16 protein-coding genes are annotated in these 20,415 nt (G+C 72.8%); 9 read left to right on the top strand and 7 right to left on the bottom strand.

Features of this window, described 5'->3' with window-relative positions; genetic code table 11:
* Positions 1 to 23: 23 nt before the first annotated feature.
* Together ACH5AF_RS08220 and ACH5AF_RS08215 are read right to left on the bottom strand one after the other, a co-directional pair.
* A complete protein-coding gene (locus ACH5AF_RS08220; protein ID WP_398900666.1) occupies positions 24 to 542 on the bottom strand; it encodes an EF-hand domain-containing protein in 519 nt (172 codons plus the stop codon).
* Positions 543 to 658: 116 nt separating this feature from the next.
* Positions 659 to 1,033, bottom strand: coding sequence for an STAS domain-containing protein (locus ACH5AF_RS08215; protein ID WP_398901011.1), 375 nt, complete (start codon positions 1,031 to 1,033; stop codon positions 659 to 661).
* A 270-nt stretch (positions 1,034 to 1,303) separates the two neighbouring features.
* Here ACH5AF_RS08215 and ACH5AF_RS08210 point away from each other — a divergent pair, with 270 nt between their 5' ends.
* Both ACH5AF_RS08210 and ACH5AF_RS08205 read left to right on the top strand, forming a co-directional pair.
* A complete protein-coding gene (locus ACH5AF_RS08210; RefSeq protein WP_398900665.1) occupies positions 1,304 to 1,885 on the top strand; it encodes a sigma-70 family RNA polymerase sigma factor in 582 nt (193 codons plus the stop codon).
* Complete coding sequence (locus ACH5AF_RS08205) at positions 1,882 to 3,495, top strand: zf-HC2 domain-containing protein (RefSeq protein WP_398900664.1); 1,614 nt, start codon at positions 1,882 to 1,884, stop codon at positions 3,493 to 3,495. Before ACH5AF_RS08210 ends, ACH5AF_RS08205 begins: the two co-directional genes overlap by 4 nt.
* A gap of 93 nt (positions 3,496 to 3,588) precedes the next feature.
* On the opposite strand, the gene ACH5AF_RS08200 is transcribed toward ACH5AF_RS08205, so the two are convergent.
* Complete coding sequence (locus ACH5AF_RS08200; RefSeq protein ID WP_398900663.1) at positions 3,589 to 3,915, bottom strand: trypco2 family protein; 327 nt, start codon at positions 3,913 to 3,915, stop codon at positions 3,589 to 3,591.
* Between the two features lie 36 nt (positions 3,916 to 3,951).
* Between ACH5AF_RS08200 and ACH5AF_RS08195 the strand changes: the two genes are divergently transcribed.
* Genes ACH5AF_RS08195 through ACH5AF_RS08185 form a run of 3 tightly spaced genes read left to right on the top strand, consistent with a single transcriptional unit; the run spans position 3,952 to position 10,138 of the window.
* Complete coding sequence (locus tag ACH5AF_RS08195; RefSeq protein ID WP_398900662.1) at positions 3,952 to 7,623, top strand: tetratricopeptide repeat protein; 3,672 nt, start codon at positions 3,952 to 3,954, stop codon at positions 7,621 to 7,623.
* A 56-nt stretch (positions 7,624 to 7,679) separates the two neighbouring features.
* On the top strand, positions 7,680 to 8,831 hold the full coding sequence (locus tag ACH5AF_RS08190) for a hypothetical protein (protein WP_398900661.1): 1,152 nt from the start codon (positions 7,680 to 7,682) through the stop codon (positions 8,829 to 8,831).
* A complete protein-coding gene (locus tag ACH5AF_RS08185) occupies positions 8,828 to 10,138 on the top strand; it encodes an extracellular solute-binding protein (protein WP_398900660.1) in 1,311 nt (436 codons plus the stop codon). Before ACH5AF_RS08190 ends, ACH5AF_RS08185 begins: the two co-directional genes overlap by 4 nt.
* A gap of 287 nt (positions 10,139 to 10,425) precedes the next feature.
* Here the strand turns inward: ACH5AF_RS08185 and purU are convergent, their stop codons facing one another.
* Positions 10,426 to 11,277, bottom strand: coding sequence for a formyltetrahydrofolate deformylase (purU, locus tag ACH5AF_RS08180; protein ID WP_398900659.1), 852 nt, complete (start codon positions 11,275 to 11,277; stop codon positions 10,426 to 10,428).
* A 94-nt stretch (positions 11,278 to 11,371) separates the two neighbouring features.
* Positions 11,372 to 11,818 carry a hypothetical protein gene (locus tag ACH5AF_RS08175; RefSeq protein ID WP_398901010.1) on the bottom strand — a complete coding sequence of 149 codons (447 nt, stop codon included), beginning with the start codon at positions 11,816 to 11,818 and terminating at the stop codon, positions 11,372 to 11,374.
* 173 nt (positions 11,819 to 11,991) lie between these two features.
* On the opposite strand from ACH5AF_RS08175, the gene ACH5AF_RS08170 reads away from it, so the two are divergent.
* Positions 11,992 to 13,314, top strand: a complete 1,323-nt coding sequence (locus ACH5AF_RS08170) for an ABC transporter substrate-binding protein (protein ID WP_398900657.1) — start codon at positions 11,992 to 11,994, stop codon at positions 13,312 to 13,314.
* Between the two features lie 108 nt (positions 13,315 to 13,422).
* On the opposite strand, the gene ACH5AF_RS08165 is transcribed toward ACH5AF_RS08170, so the two are convergent.
* Both ACH5AF_RS08165 and ACH5AF_RS08160 read right to left on the bottom strand, forming a co-directional pair.
* Complete coding sequence (locus tag ACH5AF_RS08165) at positions 13,423 to 15,318, bottom strand: hypothetical protein (RefSeq protein ID WP_398900656.1); 1,896 nt, start codon at positions 15,316 to 15,318, stop codon at positions 13,423 to 13,425.
* Between the two features lie 161 nt (positions 15,319 to 15,479).
* The gene (locus ACH5AF_RS08160; protein WP_398900655.1) at positions 15,480 to 16,862 is read right to left on the bottom strand and encodes a transcriptional regulator; all 1,383 of its coding nucleotides are present in this window, start codon (positions 16,860 to 16,862) and stop codon (positions 15,480 to 15,482) included.
* Between the two features lie 377 nt (positions 16,863 to 17,239).
* On the opposite strand from ACH5AF_RS08160, the gene ACH5AF_RS08155 reads away from it, so the two are divergent.
* From ACH5AF_RS08155 to ACH5AF_RS08145, 3 genes are all read left to right on the top strand, one after another.
* Positions 17,240 to 17,905 (top strand): bifunctional DNA primase/polymerase, encoded by a 666-nt coding sequence (locus ACH5AF_RS08155; protein ID WP_398900654.1) that lies wholly within the window; start codon positions 17,240 to 17,242, stop codon positions 17,903 to 17,905.
* Between the two features lie 103 nt (positions 17,906 to 18,008).
* Positions 18,009 to 18,821: an ABC transporter ATP-binding protein gene (locus ACH5AF_RS08150; RefSeq protein ID WP_398900653.1), complete on the top strand. Its 813-nt coding sequence runs from the start codon at positions 18,009 to 18,011 to the stop codon at positions 18,819 to 18,821.
* Positions 18,818 to 20,413: a transporter gene (locus ACH5AF_RS08145; RefSeq protein ID WP_398900652.1), complete on the top strand. Its 1,596-nt coding sequence runs from the start codon at positions 18,818 to 18,820 to the stop codon at positions 20,411 to 20,413. The genes ACH5AF_RS08150 and ACH5AF_RS08145 overlap by 4 nt, the downstream gene beginning before the upstream one ends.
* Positions 20,414 to 20,415 lie beyond the last annotated feature (2 nt).

The following is a 20,415-nucleotide window of genomic DNA, read 5'->3' as shown; positions in this document are numbered from 1 at the left end:
GCGGGCGGCCACGGGCTACGGGATTACCCGGGCTGCTCGGGCGTGACGCAGTACGCGGCGAACGCCGTCAGGATCTCCTCCTCGGAGATCCTGCCGTCGCCGTCCGTGTCCAGCGCCGCCGCTGTCTGCGCCGCGACCTGCGCGTCTGTACCGAGGGCGCGCAGCACGCGCTCGGCCGCCGCCGGCGTGACACCGGCGCCGTCCTCGTCGGCGACCGCAACGACGGCGTGCAGGAACGGGCGGGCGATCTCACCGAAACGCTGGGGGTTGTCGCGCAGCCTCTTCACCGCGCCTGTCACGAACTCCTCGCGGCTGACCCGCTGGTCGCCGTCCACGTCGGCGATCCCCGCCATGCCCTGCCAGAACGCCTCGGCGCCGTGGTAGAGAGCCTGGCCCCGGTCCGACCGGGCCGTCACGGAGAACTCGGCGAGGACCGACGCCGCGGCCTTGCTGAAGTCCTCGCGGTCGATGGAGCCGTTGCCGTCCTGGTCGAAAGCGGCGAAACGGGAAGCGATCTTCCGCTCGTACTCTGCGCTGTCCATGCGAGGGAGCGTAAGGCCACGGGCGGTGACGCGTGTACGCACCCGGTGAATTGCCCGGCGGCGACATGCAGGAGACGTACCGGTGACGCGACGGGGTCGGGTCAGGTTTCGCCGCGTCAGGCGGAGAGCGGCTGGGCATCGTCGTCCGTCGCCGAGACCGCGTCCGCGTACACCGCGAAGAGGCGGCGCACGCCGAGCGCACTCAGCACCCTGTTGACGTGTGAGCCCTCCTCCGCCCCGCGCGCGGGCAGTATCAGGCGCAGCCTGCCCTGGCAGGAACGCATCAGCCGGCGCGCGGCGACGAGCACACCCACGCCGCTGGAGTCGCAGAAGAACACCTCGGAGAGGTCGAGCACCACATCCCGGTCCCCCGCCGCTACCGCGTCGTGCACCCGCTGGCGGACCACCGGCGAGGACACCAGATCGAGCTCGCCGCACACGTGCAGCACGGTCCACACGCCCTGCCGGGTCTCGGCCACCTTGAGCATCATCACGTACGGACCTCTCCTCGAACCGGCCGGCCCGGCGACCGGAAGCTGTCCTTCCAGTGGCCACTGCCCTGCCGTCCCTCCCTGAAACGCGACGGACGTCACGCGGAGTTCCGCACTCCGCCCGGAGTTCCCGCTCCATGCCGCCGGGCTCCTACCATCCCGGGCCGCGCCGAGTGGCGTACTTGCCGCAAAGGGGAGTGCATACGTCATTCGGCGCACTACATTCGGAGGAGGCACGGGGACTGCGAGGGCGACAGGGCTGGGGGCCGCATGGCGAAGGACGCACCACCGCGCTGGGACCGCAAGATGCAGCAGCGGCTGGCGCGGGGCGAGGCCGCGGCGCTCGGTGAGCTGTACGACCGCTTCGCCGCGCTCGTGCACAGCCAGGCGCACCGGGTGCTGGACGACGAGGAGGCGGCCGACCAGGTCACCCGCGAGGTCTTCGGCTACATCTGGGAGAATCCGGACGCCTACGACCCCAAGCAGGGCTCTATGCGCTCCTGGGTGGCGCGGCTCACCAACAGCCAAGCCGTGCACCGGCTGCGCCAGAGCGAGGCCGCGGCCCTGGCCCGGGGCGGCGAGGGCACCGCGGAGGAGCTGGAGCAGAAGGTGCGGCGCGCGGCGGTCGCGGCCCGCGCCGACTACATCGTGACGTCGATGCCCGCGCCGCTGCGGGCCGCGCTGGAACTTGCGTACTTCCAGCGCCGGGACTACCGGCAGACCGCGGCCGACCTCGGGGTGACGGCGGACGAGGCACGGCGCAGGCTGCGACTGGGCCTGCAACTGCTGTCCACGGCGCACACGCGCCCGCTGGAGGGGTCCTTGCCGCCCGGATACGGACACGCACGGTGAACCGCCCCTTCGACGACGGCGATCACGACGACGGACATGGGCGGCGCCCGGGAGGGAACGAAGCGCGGGGCGTTCCGCGCATACCGTCCCCGAGGCATGCCGCGGACGACCTGCCGCCGGACGCCTACCGCCCGCCGGCGCCCGGGACCCGCCGCCCGGAGCCCTTCGACGGCACGGGCACGCCCCGGCCGGCCGATCCTGCGGCCCCCTCGGGAGCCGGACCGGACGACCCCGCTCCCGCCGGGACGCGGCCGGAAAGTGCGGACACGGGCGAGGCGGCCGGCGCGGAAGGCCGGGGAGATCCGGAAGGCCGGAGAAATCCAGAAGATCTGGAAGATCCTGAAGGCCAGAGCGTCTCGGACATAGCGGGCGACGCCCCGGTGGTGCGCCACGGTGACGAGCGCGGCATCCACGGCGACAAACACGATGACCAAGGCGACGAGGGCGACCGACCCGAAGCACAGGCGCGACCCGAGGGACCCGCAGCCGCCGACGGCGAGGGACCGGTAGGACGGGCGTCGCACAGCGTGCTCAAGTCCTTGCTCGGCGCCTGGGCCCTGTCCGCCTGCTCCGCGGAGGAGACCACCGCGGTCGAGGAGCACCTCGGCGAGTGCGCCCCCTGCGCCGAGGAGGCCCTGCGGCTGCGCGACGCCGTCGGTCTGCTGCACTCCGACCGGGATCTCGACCTCGATCCGCTGCTGCGTTTCCGGGTCCTGGAGAGCTGCCTCGGCCGCAGGCCCGCCCGTGTCCCCGTGCCCGACTGGGCCGACCCGTACGACGCCGAGACCGCCCGGCTCGACGCGCTGCTGGGCGACATCGGCGAATCCGAGTGGCACGCGCCCGTGCGCCTGAAGTGGTTCGAGGGCGACCGGCAGGTCGACCGCCGTACGACCGTCGCGGGGGTCATCGGGCATCTGATGAGCGTGGACGGCCTGATCTCCGGCGCGCTCGGGCTCGACGACCCGCTGGGCAAGGACGCCCCGATCCCGCCGACGGAGCGGACCGAGGCGTTCTGGAGCGCCGCCGGCCTGCCGCCCACCCGTACGGTCCGCACGCCCTGGCGCGACCAGAGCCACACCCTCATCCGCACCGTGTCGTTCGCCGGCCGCGGTGTCGCCGAACTGTCCGTCTCGTACGGGCAGTTCGCCCTTCCCCTGCGCGACTCGCTCCTCGACCGGGCTTTCGAGTGCTGGGTCCACGCCGACGACATCGCCGACGCGGTCGACTATCCCTATGCGCCGCCGAGCGACGCCCATCTCCACAGGATGATCGACCTGGCCGCACGCCTGCTGCCCGCCGCGCTCGCCGAACGGCGCCGCGCGGGTCTCGCCGGACCCCCACGCCATCCGGTGCCGACCGGAGCGCCGGGGCGTTCGCTGCATCTGGAGGTCGAGGGGTCGGGCGGGGGCAGCTGGTACATCGCCCTGGACTCACCGGCGGCCATCGGCACAGCCGACCAGGCGGTTGCCCAAGTGGCGCTGGACGGCGTGGAGTTCTGCCGACTCGTCGCCGGGCACATCCCGCCGGAAGAGGCCGCGGCGGGCCAGGACGGGGACCGGGAAGCGATCCGGGACGTGCTGTTCGCGGCGGCCTCGCTGAGCCGCCTGTGAGCAACCGCTGCGAGACGCCCGCCGGCCACCGCCCGGGTCGTGCCGTGGCAACCGTCGCCCGCCGCCCGTGGCATGCCCGCCGCCGGACAGGAGCTAGCCCATGCCGCCGTGCGGCCCGGGGCCGCCCACGCTGATGTTCGGGTTGCCGTCGGGGCCGTGCGGTGTGAGCTGGATCTGGATGGTGTGCGTCCGGTCGTGGCCCTTCGTCCCTCCGCCGCCCGCCGTCAGCACGCCGATCCGCAGCTCGCCGCTGCCCGTGGCCTCCCGCCTGACCTGCACGGCGAACTCCAGCTGCACGCTCTCCACACTGAACCGCAGATCGCGGCCGGCCCCGGCGCGCTGGGCGCGCTCCAGTTCGTCGCGGACCTGACCGATCACCTCGGCCAGCCCGGCCACCGCGCTTTCGTCACGCTCAGCCATCGCGCCCCCCGCTTCCCGTAGTTATCGTTGGCCAGTATGAGCGATCCGTATCGCACATCCAACTCAGTGGCTTACGAGGAGAGTTGGCGGGTACGACTGCTTCGCACACCTGACCGCAACGGCATCCCGCTGGGCGCCGGAGTGCTCCTGTCCCGTACCTGGGTGCTCACGTGTGCGCACACGGTCCTCTCGCCGCCGGACCGGGCCGGGGTCCGCGCCAGGCTGGACACGGTGTACGTCGACGTGCTGCGCACCGCTTCGTCCGGCGGGACGGACGGGCCGGTGCGTGCCCGGGTGGTGCCGAAGTTCTTCGTCGAGCCCACGCCCGACTTCGGCGGCGACGTGGCCCTGCTCGAACTGGACGACCGTCCCGGGCTCCCGCACGAGGTGCCGGTCGCGGTGCTGCACCGGCAGATCCCCGCCCCCGGCGAACCGGTCCACTTCACGGGCTACCCGCAGGACCTGCCGGGCGGCGAGCACCTGGACGCCCGGCTGATGGGGCGCGGCGGTCCCGCACCGGCACCGGAGTGGGTGCAGCTCGACACCCAGGACTCGCCGTATGTGGTGCGGCACGGCTACAGCGGCTGCGGAGTCGTGCACAGCCGCTCCCGCCGGGTCATCGGCATCCTTGTGCACCAGTTCGGCACGCCGGAGGCACGGGTGCGCCGGGACCACGCGTACATGATCCCGACGGAGACGGTGCTGCGGCATCTGCGGCGGGAGCGGCTGGAGCGGCTCGGGCTGAAGATCACCGGGCTGCGCGCCGTGTCCCGGGACGTCGCGGTCGCGCCGGACCGGACGGTGTCGGGTCGGGTGCCGGGGCTGCAGCGGCGGCTGACGCGCTGGCTGGACGGCGAGCCGGACACCGACCCGGTGGAGCCCGTTTTCGCCGGGGTGGGCGAGCACGACCTGCGGTACACCATCCGGTCCGTGCTGACGCTGGCGGACCGTGAGCAGAGCCCGCCGACGCCGTCGGCGCTGCCCGCCTCGGCCGGTGAGCCCCAACTGGGCAGCATCGACATCGCGGTGGACGCGACGAACCGCACGGTGGAGGAACTGGCGCGTCAGACCGCGGACCGTATAGGGCTCGACGTTCCCGAGGCCGAGGGGACCGGCGTGGGCGCACACGAGTCCCTGCTGCGACGCATCGCGGTCGAGAGCCCCCCGCTGAACATCGCGTTCCTCGCCGTCGACCGGTGCGCCTCCTCCGACGGCGAGATCATGGACCTGTTGCGGGCCCTCCGCGCCGGCGGAGAGACCCGTCTCCTGCTCGTCTTCAGCGACCGTCGCTCGCCCCTGCTCGACCAGGTGCGCGCCGAGGTGATGGAGCCCGACTGGCCGGCCCGCCGCGCCGCCCGGCTGCGGGCCCGGCTGGACCGTCTCGCCGAGTGCGAGCGCCGCATACGCGAGCACCCCGCCCGGCCGGCCGAGCACGCCGGAGCCCGCCCCGCGCAGGCCGAGCGGCTGCGGGCGAAGCTCGCACAGCTGCTCCCGGGCGGCCTGTCGTACGACGACCGCGCCCTGCCGCACGCCCTGTTCCGCATCACCGTCGACATCGAGGCGGCGCTGCTGGAGACGGAGAACAGGGAGGAGATCCTGCGCCGGACGGCGGGCCCGCCCGAGTTCGTGGCCGAGCCGCCGGGCGACGGGCTGACGGATCTGCCGGTCGTCACCGTGGGTGCCCCGGACGCGCTGGTGACCGCCCGCTCCGGTGCCAAGCTCACGGCGGGCGACCTGCTGCACCAGCAGTACGAGGTGGTGGGGCCGATCGGCCGCGGCAGCCACGGCCAGGTGTATCTGGCCCGTGACCTGCTGCTGGAGAAGCGGCCGGTCGCGCTCAAGGGCGTCCTCGATCCCGATAATCCGGACGCCGTCCGCCAGGCGCACCAGGAGCGGCTGAGGCTGGTGCGGCTCAACCACCCGTCCATCATCCGGGTGGTCAACTACGCGCGGCATCCGTCGGCGCCGCATGAGTTCATCGTGATGGAGTTCGCCGACGGGGCGCCGCTGTCGTGGGTCGCCGACCGTATCGCGGAGCGCAGGCCGCCGTTCGCCGGGGCGCGGGTCCGCGAGTTCGTCGTCGCGTACGGGCTGCTGATCCTGGACGCGCTCGGTCATCTGCACAAGGAGGGCCTCGTCTACGGCGACCTTTCGCTGACGAACGTCCTGCACTGCCGCGACGGCATCAAACTGATCGACGTGGCCGGTGTGCGCAAGCCGGGCGAGCCGGGGCCGGTCACCCACAGGCCGCCAGGGTCGGGGGCGTTTGGCGAGATGACCACCGCGGGCGACCTGTACACGGTCGGTGCGGTGCTGCGCGAGCTGCTGTCCCGGGACCCCGAGCCGTCCGCCGACATCGGCGAGGAGTCGCTGAACCGGGCGCTGGAGCGGGCGATGGCCGAGGAGCCGGAGCTGCGGTACGCCTCCGCCGACGAGATGGCCGTCCAGCTGCGTGGTGTGCTGCGCGAACTGAGGTCGTTGCGGCTGGGCGAGGAGACCTACCAGCCGTCGACGCTGTTCGACCCGCCGGCCGCCGCGCTCGACGGCCAGCTCGGCAAGGCGCCGCCGCTGGAGCGCTGGCGGACCGACCGCGCGCCGGACCGCCTCGGCGCGCGGATCCCGGACCCGGCGGAGGCCGCGGTGGCGCTGCCCAGGCACAAGCCCGATGTGCAGGACGTCAACTGGAAGGAACTGCAGCGCACGTCGTACGACGACCCTGCCGGTCTGCTGCAGCTCAGCCGCGAGTGGGAGCGCTCACCCGAACTGCACCTGCTGCGCTGCCGGCTCCATCTCCAGCTCGGCGACCTGGCGTCGGCGCAGCTGGAACTGCACTTGGCCGAGGAACGGCTGGGCGACCGGTCCCGGTACGACTGGCGGCTCGACTGGCACCAGGGCCTCAACCACCTCGCGTCCGGCAGCACGGCGGAAGCCTGGCGCAGTTTCGACGCGGTGTACCGGGCGATCCCCGGCGAGTACGCGCCCAAGCTCGCGCTCGGCTACTGCCACGAGAAGCTGGCCGTCACACCGCCCGCCGGGAACGGGGAGGCCGAACAGCCGCAGCCCCCGGCGGACCGGGAGGGGAACGTGGCACAGGCCAAGAAGTTCTACGAGGCCGTGCTCCAGCGCAACCACGCGATGGGTGCGGCGGCGTTCGGCCTCGCCCGTATCCATCTGGCGGACGACGAGTGGGAGAAGGCGTGCGCCTACCTGGAGAGCGTGCCGCCGGACTCCCGGCACCGCACGGCCGCGCGCACAGCCGTCGTGCGCATCCAGGTGAACCGGCGCTCGCCCGTGGACGCCTACGCCGCGCTGCACCGGCTGACCAACGACGAGGGCCTCACGGACGGCCAGGCGCGGGACCGGATCAGGACGGAGCTGCTGGCGATGCTGCTCGGCCTGGTCGAGGAGGCGCACAGGGAGGCCGCCGCCCGCGATCCGCTGGCGGACCTGGCCGGGGCCCGGTCGGCGGGGGTCGAGATCCCGAGGACGGAGCGGCAGTTGCGGGACGAGCTGTCGGCGAGCTACCGCCGGCTGGCCAAGCAGGTGCCGCGTACCGACCGGCCGGAGGACGCTGCGCTGGCGGAGGCGCTGCTCGACCGGGCGTTCGGCACCCGGCCGCTGGGCGCCAGGCACGTCCGGGGCCGCTCCCCCGCCTGGGCGCGATGGTCCCGGCACATGCTCCTGCCGGGCGGGGAGGACCACAGATGACGAACGTCACGGACCCGTCGCGTGAGCGCAACGCCGCCCGCCGCGGAGGACCACGCATGACAGGCGGTACGGACCCCTCGCGCGGCACGCCGCTGCGGCGGCTCGGCGGTCGTGTCCGGCGGGACGGCGGCCGCGCCTGGCGGCAGGCGAAGCGCGTCCCGCCGGCCCTGTGGAAACGCGCCACCGGGCGGTCACCCGGCTCCGGGCGGCCGACCGCCGCGTTCCTGCGGCGCAGGATGCTGGTGCTGCCCGCGCTCGCGCTGGTCGCCCTGGCGCTCTGCGCCGCGGCCTACAACGACCTGCACCGGCGCTCCGAGCATCTGCGGGACCGGGCAGTGCCGGCGCTGGTGGGGCTCGCCCAGGCGCGTACCTCTCTCGGACTCGCGCAGGCGCAGGCCGAGTTACGGCTGCTGAACCCGGAGCACGCCGGGCTCGTCGAGCTCGGCGAGACGTACCGCTCGCATCTGACCGAGGCGGGCCAGAGCCTGAATCAGGTCGCGCAGTCCGGGGCCCTGAGCAAGGGGCAGGAGCAGGAGCTGCGGGTGGTGTCCGGGCTCGTCGTCGCCTACGGCGACAAGATCGCGTGGGCGGACCGCAACCGTTCGAGCCGGGTGCTGCGCGACGCGGGAGTCGCGTACGCGGCGGGGATGCTGCGCGGCGCGCAGCCGGCGACCGGCGCGCAGGAGCCCACCACCGTGCTGGACCGCATCGAGGTCCTGGAGATGCAGGTGCTCGCCGAGGGCGGCGATCTGGCCGCCTGGAGCCCGCTCACTCTGGCGGCGTCGGGCGCCGCGGCAGGGGTTACGGTCGTGTTCGGTTTCACGGTCGTGGGCACGTCGGTGTTCCTGCGCGACCGGCTGCGCCTGGTCAGCGTCCAGCTCGTCGCGGCGTCGGTGCCGATCCTGCTGACGCCCGTGCTGCTCACCGTCGGAGGCGCCCAGGAGCATGCCGCGCAGACGGGCGTGCACCACATGATCGCCCAGCTGAAGTACGAGACCGCCGTGCCCGGCGTGGGGCGCACGATCGAGGGCGTGGCGGACGACGCGGCGGGCCGGATGGGATCGGCGCATCCGGACGGCTGGGCGCTGACCGCGGGGGTCACCGTGCCGGTGACCGGCCTCGCCGCACTGGCCTGCGGCGTCACGCTCTACCTCTACGCCCGGCCGTATCCGCCGCATTTCACCCGGCGAAAGGACAGCGACGCATGAAGCGCCTGAGGCTAGCCCTGGCGGGTTGTCTGCTGGCCGTGTCCGCCGTCTCGGCGGGCGGCTGTACGAGCGCCGGCCCGGACGAGCGGACGCTCGTCGTCCTCGGCCCGTGGACGGACGGCGAGGAGACGCCGTTCGTCCAGGCGCTGAGGAGCATCAGCAGGAAGACGGGCCACCGGTACGTCTACAAGGGGACGCGTTCGCTGCGCGAGACCCTGGTGGCCCAGCTCCAGGCCGGTGCGCCGCCGGATCTGGCGATCCTCAACAGCCCCGGTGAGCTGGCCCAGTACGCGCGCTCGGGCGACGCCCATCCGCTGCCGGAGCGGGTGGCCGGCGCCGCCATCCCGCCGTGGGCGCCGCCGGTCACCGTCGCGGGCAAGGGAGGCGCGGCGCGGACGCACGTCTTCTGGGCGCCGGTGCGGGTGGACCTGAAGTCGCTGGTGTGGAGCCGTACGGACGTCCAGGACGATGCCGCCCCGCAGTGGTGTCTCGGGCTGAACTCGGGCGCCACCTCGGGCTGGCCGGGCACGGACTGGATCGAGGACCTGATCCTGCAGCGCCGCGGGCACGCGGCGTACGAGAACTGGGCGACCGGCAAGACCTCCTGGAAGAGCACGCGGCCGGTGTGGGAGGAGTGGGCGCGGATGCTCACCGGGAACGGCCGCTCCCCGGCTCCGGACGCGCTGACCGACTCCTTCGAACTGCTCGACGACGGCCGCTACGGGCTGCTGAACCGCGGCGACTGCACCCACGAGCACCAGGGTTCGTTCATCCGCAGGCACTACGGCGACGACGTGCGGCCGAGCCCGACGGCCCGCCATCTCGACCCGGTCGCCTCCGCCGAGGAGGACGGCGGCCGGAACTTCGAGGTGTCCGGCGACATGGCCGCGGTGTTCCGGCCGAGCGCCGCCGCCTGGGACCTGCTGGACCGGCTCACCTCCGCGCCCGCGCGCAAGGACTGGGCGGACGCCGCGAAACCCGGTGAGCGGCCGTTCTTCCCCGGCGGCACGTTCGCCTCCAAGCCACCGTCACAGGGCACACGGGCCGTGCAGGAGTTGTTCGACTCGGCGCACCAGATCTGCTTCGACGCCTCGGACGCGATGCCGCCGACGCTGCGCGACGCGTTCTACCGCGCCGTGCTGGAGTTCGTCGGCGACCCGAAGGACCCTGATCTCCTGACCCGCCTGCTCGAACGGCTGGACGCGGAGACCGCGCTCCAGCGGGAGAAGGAGGAAGAGGAGGAGGGCGCGTTCGTCCTGGACGACCTCTGCGACGACCCGGTGTCGGGGGCCGCGGGCGCATCCTAGACGGTGTCCGCACAGTATCGTCGCCCGCCCGCACGTCGGGATCCGCGGCGTCCGGTGCCGGGGTCCCACCCCGTGCCCGCACGGCTACGGGGAAGATCGCGAGCCGATGCTGCGTGTGTGCACCTTAGTGCCGCAGGGCAACGGGGCGGAGGCGGCACCTCCTGCGCCGGAGCCCGTGGGAGAGCAGGGCTCGTGGACAAGACGGGACATTGTGGAAACGACTGGCCGCCGGGCCAGATCGCTCAGGCCGCTCAGGCCGCTCAGGCCGCTCAGGCCGCTCAGGCCGCTCAGGCGAAGACGACCGTGCGGCGGCCGTTGAGCAGGATGCGGTGCTCCGCGTGCCACTTCACCGCGCGGGCCAGCGCCTGGCACTCCACGTCGCGGCCCACCGCCACCAGCTGCTCGGGCGTGACGTCGTGGCCGACGCGTTCGACCTCCTGCTCGATGATCGGGCCCTCGTCGAGGTCGGCCGTCACATAGTGCGCTGTCGCGCCGATCAGCTTCACGCCGCGGGCGTGCGCCTGGTGGTAGGGCTTGGCGCCCTTGAAGCTCGGCAGGAAGGAGTGGTGGATGTTGATGATCCGGCCGCTGAGCTGCTTGCACAGATCGTCGGAGAGCACCTGCATGTAGCGGGCGAGGACGACCAGCTCGACGTTCTCGTCGTGCACCAGGTCCAGCAGCCGCGCCTCGGCCTCGGCCTTGGTGTCCCTCGACACCGGGATGTGGTGGAAGGGGATGCCGTACGAGCCGACCAGCGCGGCGAAGTCCGTGTGGTTGGAGACGACCGCGGCGATCTCCACCGGCAGAGCGCCGGTACGGGAACGGAAGAGGAGGTCGTTGAGGCAGTGGCCGAACTTGCTGACCATCAGGATGATCCGCATGCGCTCGTCGGCCAGGTGGATCTGCCAGTCCATCTCGAAGGCGTCGCCGACGGCGGCGAAGCTGGCGCGCAGCTTGTCCACGGTCACCGGGGCCTCGGCGGAGAAGTGCACCCGCATGAAGAACAGGCCGGTGTCCCGGTCTCCGAACTGCTGACTGTCCTCGATGTTGCAGCCGGTGATGAAGAGGTAGCTCGAAACGGCGTGCACGATGCCCTGCTTGTCCGGGCAGGAGAGTGTGAGGACGTACTGGTCAGTCATCCTTGTAGCCTGCCACAAAAGGCCCGCGGGCCCGGACGGCGTCCGTCAAGCGGACGCGGCCCTGGACAGTCCGAGCACGCCCGGGACAGCCCGCTCACGCCGACCGGGTCATGATCCGCAGCACGTCCAGCGAGCGCGGCGGCGTGTCCGGGTCCTCGCCGTCGTTCGACGCGAGGCGCACATGCGCGTCGCGGGCCGCGCGTACGGCCTCGGGCCAGCCGGGGTGCTCCATGTACGCCGAGACCGGGGCGTCCGCGCCGACCTGGTGCATGATGCGCAGCACCCGCAGCACGCCGACGTCCACGAGCGCGGCCTCCTCCGTGTCGCGGAAGATCGTGCCGACGTACTTCTCGGCCGACCAGTTGTCCAGCCAGGTGTCCTCGACCAGGCGGTAGACGGCGTCCGTGACGTCGCCGTACCCCTCGAGCCCCGCCAGCCAGCACTCCTGGTGGAAGACGGGATCGGAAAGCATGTGCAGCGCCGAGCGCACGTTGCTGCGCCAGCGCCACCAGGGCATGTCGTTGAGCGGCATGCCGCCCATGGTGGAGGAGCGACGGCCGCGACGGGAAGGGTTGACCGAACCTTGCTGCACGCCTTCGATCGTACGTTCCCTTTTCGATCACCCGGACCCGCCCCTGCAATTCACCTTCTGGTCACCTTGCGTTGAAGACTGCTCACTGTTCTGTTACCCCGGGAGCGGAAGCGTGTGGAGTCATGACCGGTCGGCGTCGCTCCTTCACCCCCCGCCCCTCCAAGACGCGTCGCGTACGTGCCGCTTGCATCACCGCGGTGGCGACGGTGGCGTCAGGTGCGTGCCTCGTCGCCGGCTGCGGCGTCCTCCAAGGAGATCCGGGGGGCTCCAGGGAGCCCGTCACCGTCATGACGTTCGCCCCCGAGGAGACCAAGGCCACCAATATGCCCGGCATGATGGCGATGGCCAAGGCCTATGAGCGCTGGGCCGACGCACGCGGCGGCATAGACGGCCACGACCTGCGCGTCATCACCTGCAACGAGAAGAACACCCCTCAGGGGGCGGCACTTTGCGCCCGACGGGCCGTCAAGGAGGGCGCGGTGGCGGTCGTCGGCTCCTACAGCCAGTACGGCTCCTTCATGGCCCCCCTGGAGGCCGCCGGCATCCCCTTCATCGGCGGATACGGCCTGTCCGGCGAGGAGTTCACCAGCTACCTGTCCTACCCCGTCAACGGAGGCCAGGCCGCCCTGGTCGCCGGCAACGGCAGGCAGCTCGCCGACTCCTGCGCCGGTGTCTCCCTCGTACGCCCCGACAGCATCAACGGCGACGATCTCGTGCAGCTGCTCAACTCCGGCCTGAAGGAAGGAGGTCGGCGCATCCCCTCCGCCGACGTCCTCGCGGCCGACGACGCCACCGAGTACACCGCGCAGGCCGAGCAGGCCCGCAAGCGGGCCGCGGAGCCGACCTGGACATCGAGCCTCGCCTCCGGCGCGCGGCCCGGCTGCGTCACCGCAGCGCTCGGGGACCGCACCGAGACCTTCTTCGACTCCTTCCGCCGACTGCCCGAGGACGGCCGGCACATCCGCATCTCGTCCGTCATCGGCAGCGTCGGCCAGCCCCTCGTCGACCGCACCGGCGGCCGCCAGGGCCCCTTCGAGGGTGCCTACATCACCAGCTGGTACCCGGATGCGAACGACGAACGCTGGGACGGGATGCACAAGGTCGTCACCGAGCACGCTTTCGGGGACGACCGCATCGACCCGGCCGACGCCGGCGTGCAGACCACCTGGATCGCCTACACCGTGCTGGAGCGGGTGATCCGCGCGCTCGACAGTGACGAGATCACCCCCGGCCGGATCTCCCACGCCCTCGACCAGGGCCTCGAGGTGACGACGGACGGCCTGACGCCGCCCCTGCGGTGGGGGTACGAGAACATGCTCGGCGCACCGGGCTACCCGCGGATCGTCAACCGCAGCGTGACGTTCCAGGTGGTGCGGGACGGACGGCTGGTGGCCCAGGCCAAGGACTTCGTGGACGTGGGCGACACGCTGATGGCCACGTCCTGACCGTCCCGCCCCGACCACTCTGGCTGTCTTTCGTCCTGAACATCCCGTTCCGACCGGTCCGGCCGACCCGGTCGGGGCGTCCGAGCACCGGACGCCCCGAGTCGGACCTCAGAGCTGGTTGCTGCGGCGCTCGGTCAGGCCGTGCTTGCGGGCGATCACGTTCCACAGCGGCGCGGCCTCGTTCTTGGCCTTCGTCGCCTCACCGCTGGCCCGGTTGCCCTCCGCGGTGTGCGAAGTGACCCGGGCCTTGCCGTCCTTGCAGCCCTTCTTGCCCTTCACCTGCTGCGCCCACGCCGCGTAGTGGTCGTCGGCCGACGCCGACGCCTGCCACGCCTTGGTCAGCGCGGCGGTCAGCGCGGCGTTGTCGGGGAGCTTGTCGACAGCCAGTCCGTCGAGCCGGGTCACCAGGCTGCGCCGCTGGGCGGCCGCGCCCTTCAGATCCGTCACGGCCTGGTCGAGGTTCTTGCAGACCTTGATGTTCTCCACCGAACGGATCACCGCGGCACGGCTGTTGTTGCTGTCCGCGAGCAGCTTGTCCAGCTCCTTGGCCTGCGGCTCGGCGGGATCGGCCGCCTGCGTGGACGCGCTCGCGCTCGGCGCCAAGGACGTGGCGGCGACGTTCGCGTCCGGCGCGGGATCCTTGTCCTCCTCACCGCCGGACATCACTGCCCCGACACCGAGGCCGAGCACCGCGCAGCCGATCACGAGCGCGGCGACGACGGGCACGATGGACCGTCGGCGCGATGCGGGCTCGTCGTCGTCGTAACGGGACGGGTACTCCGGCTCCCGATACGCCGACGGCTGGGCGCCCTGCCGGGCGTCGAAGCGCGGCAACTGCTGAGTGGGGTCGGCGGGCTGCGCCTGGGGTGCGTCCGAACGGAACAGGCTGTCGAACTCGGCCGGCGGCTGCCGGTCCCCCGGCGCACCGGGCCGGACGCCGAACGGCGCCCCGGCGGGAGCCTGCGGCACGGGCGCTATGTACTGCGTGGCATCGGAGTCGCCCTCGGCCGCACGGCCGGTCCCGAGGAAGGTCGTCGACTCGGCGGGCATCTCGGGCGGCAGGGCTCCGGGCGGCGTGGCGGCTGCGCCGGTGACGGGCGCGATGTACTGCGTGGCATCGGACGCGCCGGTGACGCCCGTGCCGCCCTGGGGCGGCAGCATCTGGGTGCGGTCGTCGGCCGCACCGCCCTCCGCCTGCCCGGGACCGTCGTGCGGCGGCAGCGGCTGCGCGGTCACACCATGCTGCGCCGCCGGCACGGGGGCACCGCCTTGCGGGGCGGGAGCGCCGTAGCCGTTCGTCTGCCCCTGAGAGGCGGGAGCGCCGTAGCCGCCCGGCTGCCCCTCCCCGGTGGCACCGGGGTACCCGTAGCCCGGCTGGGCCTGCGCGGGGGCTCCCGGGTGGCCGGCCTGCGGTGCGGGCGGGAAGCCGGCCGGCGCACCGGGGTACCCATAGCCCGGCTGCGGTGAACCGGGGCCACCGGGGCCGTTGGGGGCCGTCCCGTAGGCGGTCTGGCCCTGCGCCGCCGCCGGGTAGCCGTAACCGGCCGGCCCGTCCTGCGCACCGGGGTACCCGTAGCCCGGCTGCGGGGCCGAAGCGCCCGCCGCACCAGGGCCGTTCGGTGGCGTCCCGTAGCCGGTCGGGCCCTGCGGCGCAGGCGCGCCGGGGGCACCGTAGCCGTTCGTCGGAAGGCCCGCCTGCGATCCGGCAGTGCCGGGCCCGGCGGGGCCGGCCTGCGCGGCCGGGTAGCCATGGCCCTCGGGCGCCCCCGGGACCGGATGCCCGTGGCCCGTCGGCGGGAGGCCGGGCGAGCCGGGCGAGCCGGGCGCCTGGTGCTGCGGCGGCCCCCACGGCGCGCCCCATGGCTGGCCGCCCGCAGGGGTCGCCTGGGCATCCGGGGCGCCGGGTATGAGGGGCTCACTGCCGTCGGCGGGCAGCACGACGCCTTCGTGCGCCGGCCGCGCGGCCGGCAGCCGCTGCTCGTCACCCTGTCCGCTGTGCGTCACCGGGACTCCTACATGTGGACCTACGGAATCGTCGGTTCACGCTACCGGGTGCCCGGAGCGCTCCGCACACGCGTGCCGGAGCAGTGACAATATGCGGACACTGAGCGCTGTTCCTGCCCCGCGCGGACAGGCGAGCGGGTCCCGAAGCCCTGCGGGCACCGTCACGCCGCCCGCAGCTCCAGGCGCGCCGCGAGCTCCCGGACCACCGGCTCACCCGCGTACGGATCCAGGCGCAGCTGGAGATCGTCCAGATATTCCGTCCCCCGGCTGGAGCGCAGCGTGTCCAGCAGCTCGACCGCGCGCGTGGCCGTGTGGCAGGCCCGCTCGACCTCCCGTTGCTGGATCTGGGCCGAGGCCAGCAGCACCAGCCCGATCGCGCGCCGCCGTGCGCGGGCGGCGGGATGGCCGGCGAGCGCGACCTCCGCCTGCTGGGCGGCCGCCCCCGCCTCGCCCAGGTCGCGGTGGCAGTGCGCCAGCTCGTCCGCGAGGTACGCCTCGTCGAAATGGGCGATCCACGCCGGGTCGTCGCCCGTGTCCGGCTCGGCCCGCTCCAGCGCCGCGACCGCCCTCGCCGCGGCCTCGTGGCAGGTCCGGGAGTCCCCGAGCACGGCGTGACCGCGGGCCTCGGCCGCGTGGAACATGGCCTCGACCCGTGGCGTGACGCGCCCGCGCGCCCCTTCCTGCGCGGCCCTGGCGAGCTGCGCGATCTCGCGCGGGTTGCCGAGCTCGGCGGCGAGGTGGCTCATGGACGCGGCCAGCACATAGCCGCCGTAGCCGCGGTCCCCGGCCGCCTGCGCGAGCCGCAGCGCCTGGATGTAGTACCGCTGGGCGAGACCCGGCTGGCCCGTGTCCACGGCCATGTACCCGGCGAGCTCGGTCAGCCGGGCGACGGCCGCGAACAGTTCGCGGCCGACCGCTTCCCGGTACGACCCCGACAGCAGGCCGGAGACCACGCTGTTCAGGTAGTGCACGAGGACGGGCCGCACGTGTCCGCTGCCGAAGCGGTGGTCCAGCTCGGTCAGGGCCGCGGTCATGGCTCGTACCGCCTCGACGTCCGAGGCGCCGACACGGGCCCCGGCGGTGCGCGCCACCTGGGCGTCCGTGCCCGTGATCAGCCAGTCGCGGCTCGGCTCCACGAGGGCGGAGGCGGCGACGGCCGAGCCGGACAGGAAGTCGCGGCGGCCCACGTCGGACCGCCACAGCTCGCAGACCTGCTCGATGGCCCCCACGACGGTCGGCGAGAACTGCAGGCCGACACCGGTCGCCAGGTTCTTGCCGTTCGCCATGCCGATCTCGTCGATCGTGACCGTACGCCCGAGCTTGCGGCCCAGGGCCTCGGCGATGATCCCCGGCGCCCTGCCGCGCGGCTGCTGGCCGCGCAGCCAGCGGGCCACCGATGTCTTGTCGTAGCGCAGGTCGAGGCCGCGTTCGGTGCCGACCATGTTGACGCGCCGCGCGAGGCCGGCGTTCGAGCACCCGGCTTCCTGGATGAGTGCCTGCAACCGTTCGTTCGGCTGTCGGGCGACGAGAGGCCTGGCTGCCATGAACTACCCCCTGATGCCGCGTGATCAATGCGTTGATCACTGCCCGGCTGATATACGGAGAATGCAGAGTTGGTCGGGTTGGTTCCTTTTGGTCGTTGTGCTGCGCGGTGTTCGCCGTCGTACTGCTCCATGTTCGCCGTCGTACCGCGTCGTGTTCGCCGTCGTACCGCGCTCGTGGCGGCGTCGAGCGGGGCTCCTTCCGTCCTTCCGTACGCGGTTCCCCGCTCTGGCTACCCGCCCCTGCGGCCACGGCCCCCTGCGCGCCCCCGGCCGTGCAACCGTGCGCCCCGCATGCAGGATCGATGCTCCAAGGCCCGCCATGAGGGGGCCCGTAACCCGAGGTTGCGGCGGTAGTTGAGTGTGTCGTGGAAGAGACCATGTCAGTCAGTCAGGCCGCACAGATCCCCCACCAGCGAGGTGAGCAGCTGCTGGACAACGCCGTGCGGTACGCGGAAGAGCGGCACTGGGACGTGTTCCCCGGCACCTGGCTGGAGGCCGCCGACGGAGCGGAGCGCTGCTCGTGCGGCGACGCCGGCTGTCCGCTGCCCGGTGCCCATCCGGCCAGGCCGGACTGGGCGAACCAGGCGACGGGCAGCGCCACAGCGGTCAGGCGGCTGTGGGGCAAGCACCCCAAGGCGTCGATCCTCCTGCCGACGGGCCGCACCTTCGACGCGCTCAGCGTTCCGGAGTCCGCCGGATTCCTGGCCCTGGCCCGGCTGGAGCGGATGGATCTCCCCCTCGGCCCGGTGACCTGCACCCCCGATCGCCGGATGCTCTTCTTCGTGCTCCCCGGCGCCTGTGTGAAGGTCCCCGAGCTGATCCGGAACCTCGGCTGGGCACCCTCTTCCCTCGATCTCGTCGCGCGCGGGGAGGGCCACTGGGTGGCGGCCCCGCCGACGCGCATCGGCGGCCGGGGCGCGGTGCAGTGGGCGCGCCGGCCCACTTCTGCGAACCGGTGGCTGCCGGACGCCGAAGAGCTGATCAGCCCGCTCGCCTACGCCTGCGGCAGGGAGGCGGCCGCGGCACGGTCCCGGCAACGCTGACCAGTGGCTACTGCCTGGATCACACCTGCGTCCAAGGCGTTGTCGTCCGTAGGCTGGTGCCCGTACCAACGGGGACCCACGGGGACAGCGAAAGGCAATGACCATGCCGGACCAGGTAGTCGACGAAAGCGGCGGGACGCGGACGGCGCCGCCCGCCGTCCATGTGGAAGGTCTGTGGAAGCGGTTCGGCGACCAGGTCGCCGTCCAGGGGATCGATCTGACGCTTCCGGCGGGCAGGTTCATCGGTCTGGTCGGCCCCAACGGAGCGGGCAAGACGACCACGCTCTCCATGGTCACCGGACTGCTCCGGCCAGACCGGGGCAGGGTGTTGGTCGGCGGTCACGACGTATGGCGCGACCCCGTCGAGGTGAAGTCCCGTATCGGTGTTCTGCCGGAGGGGCTGCGGCTGTTCGAGCGCCTGTCGGGCCGCGAACTGCTCGCGTACAACGGCCGGCTGCGCGGTCTTCCCGGCGACGAGGTGGACAAGCGGGCGGCCCAGCTGCTGGACGTCCTGGACCTCGCCGGCTCGCAGCACAAGCTCGTCGTCGACTACTCGACCGGTATGCGCAAGAAGATCGGGCTCGCGGCCGCGCTGCTGCACAACCCTGAAGTCCTCTTCCTCGACGAGCCCTTCGAGGGCGTCGACCCGGTGTCCGCGCAGACGATCCGCGGCGTGCTGGAGCGCTACACCGCGTCGGGCGCGACCGTCGTCTTCTCCAGTCATGTGATGGAGCTCGTGGAATCGCTGTGCGACTGGGTCGCGGTGATGGCCGCGGGCCGCATCCGCGCGCAGGGGCCGCTCGCGGAGGTACGGGGCGGTGCGCCGACGCTGCAGAGCGCCTTCCTGGAGCTCGTGGGCGCGCAGGGCCGGGACACCGGGGAGTCGCTGGACTGGCTCGGCGGCGGTGCGCGTTGAGCACCGCGTCGCTGACCCGGGTCTTCGTCACCCTGAAGCTGTCGCTGCTGCGCAACGGGCTGCGCCAGTCGTCCGGCCGCAAGGCCGCGTACATCATCTCGATCGTGTGCGCCCTGCTGTTCGCGGCCGCACAGCTCGCCGGGCTGATCCTGCTCCGTGACGAGGCGCACGCCGCCTCGGTCGTCGTCCTGCTCACAGGCGTGCTCGCGCTCGGCTGGGCCGTGATGCCGCTGTTCTTTCCCAGCGGTGACGAGACGCTGGACCCGACCCGGTTGGTGATGCTGCCTCTGCGGCCAGCGCCGCTGGTGAGGGCCCTGCTGGCGACCTCGGTGGTGGGCATCGGGCCGCTGTTCACGCTGTGCCTGGCGGTCGGTTCCGCGTTCGCCCTGGCGATCGGGGCGGGCGCGATCGCCGTATCGGTGCTCGCCGTGCCGCTGACGCTGCTCGTGTGCGTGGCACTGGCGCGGGCGGTCGCCGCCGCCAACATCCGGCTGCTGACCTCCCGCAAGGGCCGCGATCTGGCGGTGCTCAGCGGGCTGGTGGTCGCGGTGGGCTTCCAGTTCGTCAACTTCGGCGCGCAGCGCATCGGCAAGGCGGGCGGACTGGCCGCGCTGGAACCGGCGGCCGACGTCGTACGGTGGGTGCCGCCCGCCTCCGCGCTCGGCGCGGTCGGCTCGGCGAGCGACGGCGCGTACGGGACCGCATTCGCCCAACTCGCCTTGTCGACCGGGGCACTGGCCGCCCTGCTGTGGTGGTGGCAGCGCAGCCTGACGAAGCTGATGACCACTCCGGACGGCTCGACCCTGGCGGCGGCCTCGGAGCCGTCGCGTCGCACGCGGTCGTCGACCGGTCTGCACCGGCTGCTGCCGGAGGGCCGTACGGGCACGGTCATGCAGCGCAGCCTGCGCTATGTGTGGCGGGACCCGAAGACGAAGGCGGCGTGGGTGACGTCGCTGGCGGTCGGCATGATCGTGCCCGTCTTCAACGCGGTGCAGGGCACCGGCTCCATCTACCTGGTGTGCTTCGCGGCGAGCATGCTGGGACTGCTGATGTACAACCAGTTCGGCCAGGACACGTCGGCCTTCTGGATGGTCGCGCTGACGATCTCGTCCGCCCAGGACGCCTACGCCGAACTGCGGGCCAGGGCAATGGCATTGCTGCTGGTCACCATGCCGTACATGACGCTGGTGGCGGTGGTCACGACGGGCGTCCTCGGCCGGTGGGAGGACCTGCCCGAGACGCTGGGCCTGTCCTTCGCGCTGCTGGGCGCGATGCTGGCGACGGGCGCGGTGGCGTCGGCGCGCTTCCCGTACTCGATCCCGCAGGACAGCGCGTACAAGAACGTGGCACCGGGGCAGGGCGGTCTCGCCTGGATCTCGATCTTCGGCGGCATGCTCTTCTCGGCGCTGCTGTGCGCCCCGCTGCTGGCGCTGGCGATCTGGCTGCACGTCTCGGACTCGGCGGCACTGTGGCTCCTGCTGCCGGCGGGCACGGCCTACGGAGCGCTGCTCACATGGTCGGGCCTGCGCCTGGCGGCACCGCGGACGGCGGCCCGCCTGCCGGAGATCCTGACGGCGGTGAGCAAGGGCTGAGC

The sequence above is a fragment of the Streptomyces sp. NPDC018833 genome (assembly GCF_044390825.1).
Classification (GTDB): Bacteria; Actinomycetota; Actinomycetes; order Streptomycetales; family Streptomycetaceae; genus Streptomyces.
The sequence above is the reverse complement of the archived record's forward strand: the minus strand, read 5'-3'. Positions and strand labels throughout refer to the sequence as shown.

Bases quoted from the DNA above. Each gene is read 5' to 3' on its own strand.
- ACH5AF_RS08220 (WP_398900666.1), bottom strand. From the start codon at position 542: ATGGACAGCGCAGAGTACGAGCGGAAGATCGCTTCCCGTTTCGCCGCT.
- ACH5AF_RS08215 (WP_398901011.1), bottom strand. From the start codon at position 1,033: ATGATGCTCAAGGTGGCCGAGACCCGGCAGGGCGTGTGGACCGTGCTG.
- ACH5AF_RS08210 (WP_398900665.1), top strand. From the start codon at position 1,304: ATGGCGAAGGACGCACCACCGCGCTGGGACCGCAAGATGCAGCAGCGG.
- ACH5AF_RS08200 (WP_398900663.1), bottom strand. From the start codon at position 3,915: ATGGCTGAGCGTGACGAAAGCGCGGTGGCCGGGCTGGCCGAGGTGATC.
- ACH5AF_RS08195 (WP_398900662.1), top strand. From the start codon at position 3,952: ATGAGCGATCCGTATCGCACATCCAACTCAGTGGCTTACGAGGAGAGT.
- ACH5AF_RS08190 (WP_398900661.1), top strand. From the start codon at position 7,680: ATGACAGGCGGTACGGACCCCTCGCGCGGCACGCCGCTGCGGCGGCTC.
- ACH5AF_RS08185 (WP_398900660.1), top strand. From the start codon at position 8,828: ATGAAGCGCCTGAGGCTAGCCCTGGCGGGTTGTCTGCTGGCCGTGTCC.
- purU (WP_398900659.1), bottom strand. From the start codon at position 11,277: ATGACTGACCAGTACGTCCTCACACTCTCCTGCCCGGACAAGCAGGGC.
- ACH5AF_RS08175 (WP_398901010.1), bottom strand. From the start codon at position 11,818: ATGGGCGGCATGCCGCTCAACGACATGCCCTGGTGGCGCTGGCGCAGC.
- ACH5AF_RS08170 (WP_398900657.1), top strand. From the start codon at position 11,992: ATGACCGGTCGGCGTCGCTCCTTCACCCCCCGCCCCTCCAAGACGCGT.
- ACH5AF_RS08160 (WP_398900655.1), bottom strand. From the start codon at position 16,862: ATGGCAGCCAGGCCTCTCGTCGCCCGACAGCCGAACGAACGGTTGCAG.
- ACH5AF_RS08155 (WP_398900654.1), top strand. From the start codon at position 17,240: ATGTCAGTCAGTCAGGCCGCACAGATCCCCCACCAGCGAGGTGAGCAG.
- ACH5AF_RS08150 (WP_398900653.1), top strand. From the start codon at position 18,009: ATGCCGGACCAGGTAGTCGACGAAAGCGGCGGGACGCGGACGGCGCCG.